Annotated in this window: 6 protein-coding genes; 4 read left to right on the forward strand and 2 right to left on the reverse strand. The window is 70.2% G+C overall.

Annotation, left to right across the window (positions count from 1 at the left end; translation table 11 throughout):
• Positions 1-187 precede the first annotated feature (187 nt).
• The 4 genes from D7V88_RS34750 (at position 188) to D7V88_RS34765 (ending at position 7,394) form a co-directional block, all read left to right on the forward strand.
• Entirely contained in the window at positions 188-3,454 is a 3,267-nt protein-coding gene (locus D7V88_RS34750) for a DEAD/DEAH box helicase (RefSeq protein WP_372241151.1), read from the forward strand.
• A gap of 156 nt (positions 3,455-3,610) precedes the next feature.
• The gene (gene recN, locus D7V88_RS34755; protein ID WP_120544904.1) at positions 3,611-5,344 is read left to right on the forward strand and encodes a DNA repair protein RecN; all 1,734 of its coding nucleotides are present in this window, start codon (positions 3,611-3,613) and stop codon (positions 5,342-5,344) included.
• A gap of 106 nt (positions 5,345-5,450) precedes the next feature.
• Positions 5,451-6,248, forward strand: coding sequence for a Stp1/IreP family PP2C-type Ser/Thr phosphatase (locus D7V88_RS34760; protein WP_120544905.1), 798 nt, complete (start codon positions 5,451-5,453; stop codon positions 6,246-6,248).
• 228 nt (positions 6,249-6,476) lie between these two features.
• Complete coding sequence (locus D7V88_RS34765) at positions 6,477-7,394, forward strand: M23 family metallopeptidase (RefSeq protein WP_120544906.1); 918 nt, start codon at positions 6,477-6,479, stop codon at positions 7,392-7,394.
• Between the two features lie 69 nt (positions 7,395-7,463).
• Here the strand turns inward: D7V88_RS34765 and D7V88_RS34770 are convergent, their stop codons facing one another.
• Both D7V88_RS34770 and rlmM read right to left on the reverse strand, forming a co-directional pair.
• Entirely contained in the window at positions 7,464-8,168 is a 705-nt protein-coding gene (locus D7V88_RS34770) for a diguanylate cyclase domain-containing protein (RefSeq protein ID WP_120544907.1), read from the reverse strand.
• Between the two features lie 46 nt (positions 8,169-8,214).
• Positions 8,215-9,267 carry a 23S rRNA (cytidine(2498)-2'-O)-methyltransferase RlmM gene (rlmM, locus tag D7V88_RS34775; RefSeq protein ID WP_244238555.1) on the reverse strand — a complete coding sequence of 351 codons (1,053 nt, stop codon included), beginning with the start codon at positions 9,265-9,267 and terminating at the stop codon, positions 8,215-8,217.
• Positions 9,268-9,281 lie beyond the last annotated feature (14 nt).

The following is a 9,281-nucleotide window of genomic DNA, read 5'->3' on the forward strand; positions in this document are numbered from 1 at the left end:
GGGGGGAGGGGCCGGAAGGCGGGCGGTCTGGGACGGGACCAGGACATGGCGGACGTTGATGATCTCACAGCTTCGCTCGGGCGGATGCCTCCGCCGGCGGACGCCCTATTTTTTACCGCGCGCGGGGAAGCCTTCGCTGTGTTAAGCGAGGCGGTTCCCCCCGACCAAGGCCAAGGAGTCTGGGGCATTGCAAGCCGTGCAAACCACCGCCGACACCCGAGACCCTCTCTCCCCGCAAGACGGACTGTGGCTTCGCGCCCTCAAGGCCGAGGTCCAGCCCCCCACGTTCAAGAAAGGTCGAGAGGTGGCCGAGGGCCGCCGCGTATTCGGCCTGACTCGTGAACCCGAACGCATCCGCGCGCAGGTCGCGGCTCCGACGGGCGAGCGCTATGACGTGGTCCTGATGCCGGCAGAGGGGAAGGTCGTTTCTTCCTGCACCTGCCCGGTGTGGAACACCACCGGCCCGCACTGCGAGCACGTCGTCGCCGTGGCGCTCATCTACGCCGCGCGCTTCCGGCCGCCTCCGCCGCCGCAGAAGGTCGCGCCGCCGCCCCCTCCTCCGATGCCGGAGGACGACGGGATGCACGCGGACGACGAGGTGGAGATCCCCAGCGACGCGCCGGGGATGGAAGGCGTCACCCTGCCCGCGCTCGCGAAGGTGGAGAGCTGGCTGGGTCTGTCGTCGCTGCCGGACTACGAGTTCCTCTACCGGCTCACCCCCGCCAACACGAGCACCGGGGGCTCCACCGGCCGTCACTGGGTGGTGGATGTCCGCCGCCAGGACGCGCAGACCAAGGGCCCCGTCCACGTCAAGCGCCTGCTCCAGACGGGCAGCCGCATCGCGCCCCCGGACGAGCGCATCTTCATGGTGCTCGCGCGCCACGAGCAGCGCTACGACTCGCGCATCGTGCTGTCCGACGAGGACCTGGTCGAAGTGCTGGAGCTCCTGCGCCAGCGCCGGGTCATCTACCGGGGCACGCCGCTTGTCTACATGGACGCGCCCGTGCGGCCGCAGATCCACCTGGAATCGCGCACGGACGGCGCCACCGCGCAGATCGAGCTGCTGTTCCCGGACGGCGTGGGCTACCCGCTCAAGGACATCATCGTGCTGGCGGGTCGGCGCACCTGGGTCATCCAGGCGCAGAACCTCCACCCGGTGGAGCCGGACTTCCCGCCGCGCCTCTTGCGCAAGTGGCTGCTGGAGCCGTCCATGGCCTTCCCGGCCGGACAGCTTGACCGGGTGCTGACGTTCTTCGCCGCGCACCTGCCGCGCTTCCGCATGTCGTTGAAGGCGGACGACATCGAGGTCGACGAGGGGGTGGAGCCGCGCTTCGTCGTCACGCTGGAAGGCGCCGCCGAGCGCGTGAAGGTGCAGTTGGCCGCGCGCTACGGTCAGACGACGGTGGCGGTGTCCCCCACCGCGACCCATCTGGGCTACGCGAGTGGCGTCGGCGAGGACAGCCGCAAGCTGTACCGCCGCCGCGACGAGGTGGAGCGCTCCGCGGGCAAGCTGCTTCTGGACCAGGGGATGCGCTTCGATGTCCCTTCGTTGTCCTTCGAAGCGACGGGCGACGCGGCCCTGGAGTTCTGGGCGCGGGGCCTGGCGAGCCTGCCGGAGGAGTGGGAGCGCTACGGCGTCACGGCCCCCAAGGTGCGGCTGCGTCCGAAGCTCAAGCCGCGCATCCGCGTGGGCATGAGCGGCGTGCAGTGGTTCGACCTGGACGCGGAGTTCGTCACCGACGATCAGGCCGTGGACCTGGGCGCCATCCGCATGTGGCTGGACTCGGGGCGCAAGTTCGTGCCCCTCAAGGACGGCTCCTTCGCGGAGGCGGACACTGCGGAGATCAAGCGCGTGGCGGACCTCCTGGAAGAGGCCGGCGCGATGCCGGGCCGCACGCGCACGCGGCTGCCGCTGCACCAGGCGGTGGCGTTGGATCTGCTCGCGGACCTGGGCGAGTTCACCGAGGTGGAGGCCAAGGCGCGGCAGGCGATGCTCGCGCTGCGCGAGACGTCGGGCGTGCCGAAGGTGGCCGCGCCGGAAGGACTCCAGGCCACGCTGCGCCACTACCAGGAATCGGGCCTCTCCTGGCTCTGGTTCCTGCGCCGTCACGGGCTGTCCGGCATCCTCGCGGACGACATGGGTCTGGGTAAGACGATCCAGTCCCTGAGCCTGATGCAGAAGGTGGCCAACGAAGAGGGCCACAAGCCGTCGCTGGTGGTCGCGCCCACGAGCGTGCTCGCCAACTGGGAGCGCGAGGCGGAGCGCTTCACGCCGGGCCTCAAGGCCATGGTGTGGCACGGGCAGGACCGGCGCGAACGGGCCGAGGACCTGAAGGGCATGGACCTGGTGCTCACGTCGTACGCGCTGGTGCGCCGCGACCTGGAGCAGCTATCCCAGGTGGGCTTCCGCTACGTCATCCTGGACGAAGCGCAGAACATCAAGAACGCGGACAGCGCCACCGCGCAGGCGTGCAAGTCGCTGCCCAGCGAGACCCGGCTCGCGCTCACCGGTACGCCGCTGGAGAACCGGCTGTCGGAACTCTGGAGCATCTTCGACTTCCTGATGCCCGGCTTCCTGGGCAGCGCGGAAGGCTTCAGCGACCGCTACGAGCAGCCCATCCAGGTGGCCAACGACCCGACCGCGAAGGACCGGCTGCGCCGCCGCATCCAGCCCTTCATCATGCGCCGGCTCAAGACGGAGGTGGCCAAGGACCTGCCGCCGAAGACGGAGAGCGTCGCGTGGTGCGAGATGGAGCCCGGCCAGGCCGCGCTCTACCGCGAGGTGTTGGAGGAGAGCCGCCGCAAGGTGAATGACTCCATCGAGAAGGTGGGCTTCAAGCGCAGCCGCGTGTCCATCCTCGCCGCGCTGATGCGCCTGCGGCAGGTGTGCTGCGATCCGCGCCTGCTCAAGATGCCGCCCGGAACGTTGCTTCCGTCCAGCGCGAAGCTCGAGCGCTTCATGCAGCTCGTGGAGGACCTCATCGCGGAAGGCCACCGCGCGCTCGTCTTCAGCCAGTTCACGGAGATGCTGGAGCTGTTGAAGCAGGAGGCGGACAAGAAGGGGATGACCTACCTGTACCTGGACGGCCGCACCAAGGACCGCATGGGCAAGGTGGACGAGTACAACCGTCCGGACGGGCCGCCGCTCTTCTTCATCAGCCTCAAGGCGGGCGGCACCGGCTTGAACCTCACCGCGGCCGACTACGTCATCCACTTCGATCCGTGGTGGAACCCGGCCGTGGAAGACCAGGCCACGGACCGTACGCACCGCATCGGTCAGACGCGCGCGGTCATCAGCTACAAGCTGATCACCCGCGGCACGGTGGAGGAGAAGATCCTCAGCCTCCAGCGTCGCAAGCGGGAGCTCGCCGCCGGCGTGCTCGGCACGGACGGGGACGACATGGGCCGCACGCTCACGGAGCAGGACATCCAGGAGCTGTTCACCGAAATCTGATGGGCCCCAGGAGGTGGGGAAGGGTTGGAGGCCCAACGGGTCCGCCCCTCCCCCCGCCCTCCCTGCGTGCACCCGAACCGAACACCTGTGCAGTGTCATCGAGACCTGCTAGGGTGTTCAGGTGTTGGGGCGACGTACGGACCGCGGAGGGCGCGCGTGCTGCTGGGACTTCGGATTTCGAACGTAGCGGTGATTGAGGAGGTGGAGGTGGCGTTTGGCGCCGGCCTCACCGTCCTCACGGGTGAGACAGGGGCCGGCAAGTCCATCTTGGTGGACGCGTTGGGTCTGCTGCTCGGGGGGAGGGCGGATGCGGACGTCATCCGGGCAGGCTGCGAGGACGCGGCGGTGGAGGGCGTGTTCGCCCGGACACCGGCGCTGGCCTCCCGGCTGGAGGACCTGGGACTCCCAGACCTGGGAGATGAGGTGCTGGTGCGCCGGGTGTTGGGGCGCACCGGGCGCGGCAAGGTCTACGTCAACGGCGCGCTGGTGACGCTGGGCGTCCTGGGGAAGCTCACCCGGGGCGCGGTGGACATCGCCGGCCAGCACGAACACGTGAGCCTTTTCGACTCCGGCCTGCACCGGGTGCTGCTCGACAAGTACGGGCGCCTGGAGGACGCGCTGGCCGCGTACGGCCGCGAGTGGGCGAACCTGCGCGAGGTGGAGTCGCGCATGGACGCGCTCGGTGGCGACGACGCCAAGGTGCGTGAGCGCGCGGAGTTCCTGCGCTTCCAACTGGACGAAATCACGCGCCTGGAGCCAGAGGCCGGCGAGGACGTGAAGCTGGACGCGGAGCGCCGCCGGCTGGGCAGCGCGCAGAAGCTCAAGCGCCACGGCGCGGAGGCGGAGCTGCTGGTGGCGGGCGATGCGCCCTCGGCGGTGGAGATCGTCGGCCGGGCGCTGGGGCTCGTGCACGAGGGCGTCAAGTGCGACGCGACCCTCGCGCCGGTGGCGCAGTCGCTCAGCACCGCGCTGTCGGAGCTGGAAGAGGCGGCGCGCCGGCTCAACCGCTACGTGGAGGGGCTGGAATCCGACCCCGGGCGGCTGGGCGAGGTGGAGGAGCGGCTGGACGCGCTCAAGCGGCTGTGCCGCAAGCACGGCGCGACGCTGGACGGCGTCCTCCTGAAGCGCGGCGAGCTGGAGACCGAACTGGGCACGTTGGAGAACCGGCGCGAAATCCTGGAGGAGCTGAACCAGGAGAAGAAGCGCGTGGAGGAGCGGGCGCGCAAGGCGGCGCTGTCCCTGTCCAAGGCGCGCAAGGCGAGCGCCGGGGCTTTCTCCCAGCAGGTGCGGGAGGGCCTGGGCGGGCTGGCCATGGGCAAGGCCGCCTTCGAGGTGCGGGTGACGGCCGGGGAGTCGCTGCGCCCGGACGGCCTGGACGAGGTGGAGTTCTACTTCAGCGCCAACCCGGGCGAACCGGCGCGCGCGCTGGCCAAGGTGGCCTCGGGCGGCGAGGCGAGCCGGCTGCTCCTGGCCCTCAAACGTGCACTGGCGGACAGCGACGCCTGTGGCTGCTACGTGCTGGATGAGGCGGACGCGGGCGTGAGCGGCGCCATCGCGGACGTGGTGGGGCGGATGATTCGCGAGGTCAGCTCCCACCGGCAGGTGCTGTGCATCACGCACCTGCCCCAGGTGGCGGCCTACGCGGACGCGCACCTGCTCATCCGCAAGAGCGTCCGGGGCGAGCGCACCGTGTCCCAGGTGGTGCCCCTGGCGGCGGGCGCCGAGCGCACGCAGGAGCTGGCGCGGATGATGTCCGGCGTGGAGGTGACGCGGGAGGCGCTGGGGGCGGCCGAGGCCCTGGTCCGTTCGGCCCACCGCTCCCCCCGGGCACGCCGGGAATCGGGTCCGGAGGGCACCAGCCCCAGGGGCCGGCTGCGGCGGACGGCCTGAAATCAGGCCCCGAAGGTAGGTGTGACCCAGGGGGGAGGGCATGACGCACCGTGAGTTTTCGTCCGCGTCCTTGCCCCCTCATTGGGGCTCACATAGCATCCGGCGCGTGTCCAGCACCGCAGGGCAGACCGCGGCCCCCCGCCATAAAGTCATCTCCGCTGGCCTGACGGACGTCGGGCGCAAGCGCAATCACAACGAGGACAGTTTCCTCATTGACGATGAGCTCCAGCTCTACGTCGTGGCGGACGGAATGGGTGGGCACGCGGGTGGTGGTACCGCGTCGCGCATCGCCGTCGAGACCATCGACAAGGAGTTGAGGCGCGCGCGCGAAGGGCGAGACAACCCCTTCGTCAGTGTTCCCAACCTCCAGGAGTCGCCCATTCCAGAGGCGCTTCGTTCCGCGGTGGAGAAGGCCTGTCAGGCCATCTACCTCACCGCCCAGGACGACGCGCGACTCTCCGGAATGGGAACGACCGTCATCTCCCTGGTGGTCCGCGACGAGCACGCCTTCTTCGCCCATGTGGGCGACAGTCGCGCGTACCTCATCCGCGGCGACCTCATCCAGCAGATCAGCGAGGACCATTCCCTGGTCAACGAGCAGATCAAGGCCGGGATGATCACCCCCGAGGAGGCGAAGCACTCCCGCTACAAGAACATCATCACCCGCTCCGTCGGTTTCGAGGAGGAGGTGCAGGTGGACGTCATGGGACTCGTGTCCGAGCCCGGTGACGTGTTCCTGCTCTGCTCCGACGGTCTGGCCAACATGCTGGAGGACCGGGAGATCCACGAAGCCGTGGCCCGTTCCGGCAGCTTCGAGGAGGTGCCCAAGCACCTCATCGACCTGGCCAACGAGCGTGGCGGCGACGACAACATCAGCGTCATTGTCGTGCGCATGGGCGGCTGAAGTCCGCCCTTGACCCGGGTGCGGTGGGGCGCGCCCGGCCTCTGTTGACCTTGACACTCTTCGAAGACGGATGATAGCTGCCCCAACCTTTCCACCCATGGCAAATCGCCAATGGGTGACGGTGTGGTGGGGGGCGGTTGGCGGGGGAGGTGTTGCGCGCGCGCGGAGCGACTTAGGTTCTGCCGCCGGAAGTCCCACGTAAGAGCAGGGTTTCTCCAGGAGTGGTCCGTGGCCAAAAAGTCCTTCACGCTGATGGTCATCCCGGACCACGACGCTCCGGTGAAGCGCTACACCATCCAGCGCTCCTGGCTGGTGCAGGTGGGCATGGGCCTGATGCTGGTGGCGGGACTGGGCGCGGGTGCGAGCATCCACTACCTGCAGGTCGCCGCGGACGCCTCGGAGAACCGCATCCTGCGTGAGGAGAACCTCACGCTGCGCTCCCAGCTCAAGTCGGTGCGTGAGCGCATCGAACACATTGGCTCCACGTTGGACCGGGTGGAGCGCTTCGACCAGAAGCTGCGCGCGGTGACGCTCCTGTCGGACCCGCAGCGCAACCTGGCCATGGGTCCCACGGAGCCGGAGACCGGCACCACGGCGCCCACGACGGACACCCAGTTCACGCAGTTGACCACCACGGAGACGCCCAAGGTGCTGCTGGGCCGCCTGGACCGGCTCTCCGCGGAGGCCACCCGCCAGGAGCTGAGCCTCCAGGACCTGCAGGCGTACTTCCAGGACCAGAAGTCGCTCTTGGCCTCCACGCCGTCGGTGTGGCCGGCGCGCGGTTGGGTGACCAGCGACTTCGGTCAGCGGTTGGATCCGTACACGGCGGACCGGGTGACGCACGCGGGCCTGGACATCGCGGCGCCGCACGGCAAGGAAGTCACCGCGCCGTCGGACGGTACGGTGGTGTTCGCGGGTCTGGAGGGCGGGTACGGCAACGTGCTCGTCATCGACCACGGCTACGGCATCAAGACGCGCTACGGCCACCTGTCCAAGATTCTGGTGAAGGCCGGCGACCGCGTGAAGCGCGGCGTCCCCGTGGCGGCGGTGGGCAACACCGGTCGCTCCACCGGTCCCCACCTGCACTACGAGGTGCGCGTGAACGGCGTGCCGCAGAACCCGCGCAAGTTCATCCTCGAGGAGTAGTTCGAGGGATTCCGGGGAGCAGGGTCCGGGGCTTCATGTTGGCGAGCCCCGTTGATCCGCCCCGACGCTTCAGGTTCCTTCCGGCTCCGGAAGGAACGCATCCAGGCGAAGGTGCCGGCGCTGCAGGCCGTGCGTCCGCCCGGTGCGCTCCATGATGTAGGCCCGCTCCACTTCCGCCCACAGGAGCGGCCCCAGCACCTGCCAGTGGGACGGCTGGTGCACCGTCAGCTCCAGCAGCGCCACGGTGAAGCCCGGCACGTCGGTGGCAGCGGCGCCCGGGGGCAGGGTGGGGCGCAGATCCTCCGTCAGCCGCGCCCGCGTGGTGTCCGCGCTGTCCTCGCGCACGGTGAGCTGGGACGTGGGAACGAGCAGCACCGCGAAGCCGTCCGGCTGGAATCGCACGATGCGCGCACCCGGGTACTGCGCGGCGAGCGAAGCCACGAGGGCCTTGAGCAGCGCGTCCCCCGCCGGGAAGCCGAAGCGCGCGTTGAAGTGGATCATCTCCTTCACGTCCACCATCACCGCGCCCACGGTCCAGCCGTCGTGGTGCGCGTGCGTGGACAGGTCGAACTGCTCCTTGAGGAGCGTCCCCTGCGTCAGCGCCAGCACGTGCAGCGCGCCGGTGGCATCCGGCTGGCCGCGCCGGCGCTGCTCGGTGGCGATGAGCTCCAGGGCGGCCGCCTGCGGCGCCTCGTGCGCATGCCCGGGCCGGGCGGCCCGGGGGTGGAGTGCGACGAGGGCGGTGGCGGTGGGATCGTCGATGGAATAGGGCATCGTACCCGGGTGTGTAGCGCGGACAGCACCCGGGCGCAGGCTGCTTTCAGCGCATGCGTCGCGCCGTCACCGTGACCTCATCCCGGTCATGGTAGAGCTGGCGGACGGTGAGGCCGTCCCAGCCCCCGTCGTCCACGAGGATCTGCTTCACGCGCAGCAGCAGCGGGTTCTTGTCCTTCATGGGCAGCTTGATGTTGGCCACCAGGTTGCGGGCCCAGCGTCGGCGCCCCCACTTGGCCAGGAGCTGCGCCACCTCCAGGGGCCGCCACGCCATGTCGCAGAAGAGCCAGTCGGCGGGCTCCTCCGGGGCATAGGCGAAGGCGCTCTCCTGCACGTGCTGCACGCGGGGGTTCTTCGTGAGCTCCGGCATCAGCTTCGCCGGGTCCACCGCCACCACCCGCGCCCCGCGCGCCACCAGCCGCTGCGTCCAGCCGCCCGGCGCCGCGCCCAGGTCCACGCAGACGTCGCCGCGCCCCGGCTCATCGGCCAGGCCGTCCAGGGCCTCCTCCAGCTTCATCGCCGCGCGGGACGGGGACTCGCCCGCGCGCTTCATCCGCCGCCGTCCGCCCGGAGTCAGCGACAGGGCCTCGCGGGCACTGATCGCGCCCAGGATGAGCACGCCGTCCGGCGCCACGCACAGGCCCACCAGGAGGGCGCCCGATTCGCGCGCCCGGTTGTCGTCCTCCAGCAGGCGGTTGGGGTGCAGGGCCGAGCGCACCGCGGCCTCCAGGGCCTCGGCGCGCCCGGCCTGCGTGTTGCCGCGCTCGCTGTCCGGCGTGAAGGCGCGCAGGAGCCAGGGCACACGGGTGGGCAGCTCGGACAGGGCGTCCACGATGTCCTCCACGGGCACCTGCGCCCCGCCCGCGGGGGCCCAGGTGGCGATGACCTTCTCCGCGGCCCGGCCGAAGGCGGGGGGCACGTCCGGTCGGTGCTCGGACTCCACCAGGGCAGGGCCCAGGATGCGGGGGTTGGCGTGGGCCCACACCAGCTCCTCGAACAGGTGTGCTTCGAAGCCCTCCCGGCACGTCCACAGCCAGCGACCCGGCTGGGCGGCGAGCGTCTGTGCGGGGATGGAAGGCGCGCGCGCCCGAGGTGGGATGCGCGGCGCTGGAG

Origin of the sequence: Corallococcus terminator (genome assembly GCF_003611635.1) — a bacterium.
GTDB lineage: Bacteria > Myxococcota > Myxococcia > Myxococcales > Myxococcaceae > Corallococcus > Corallococcus terminator.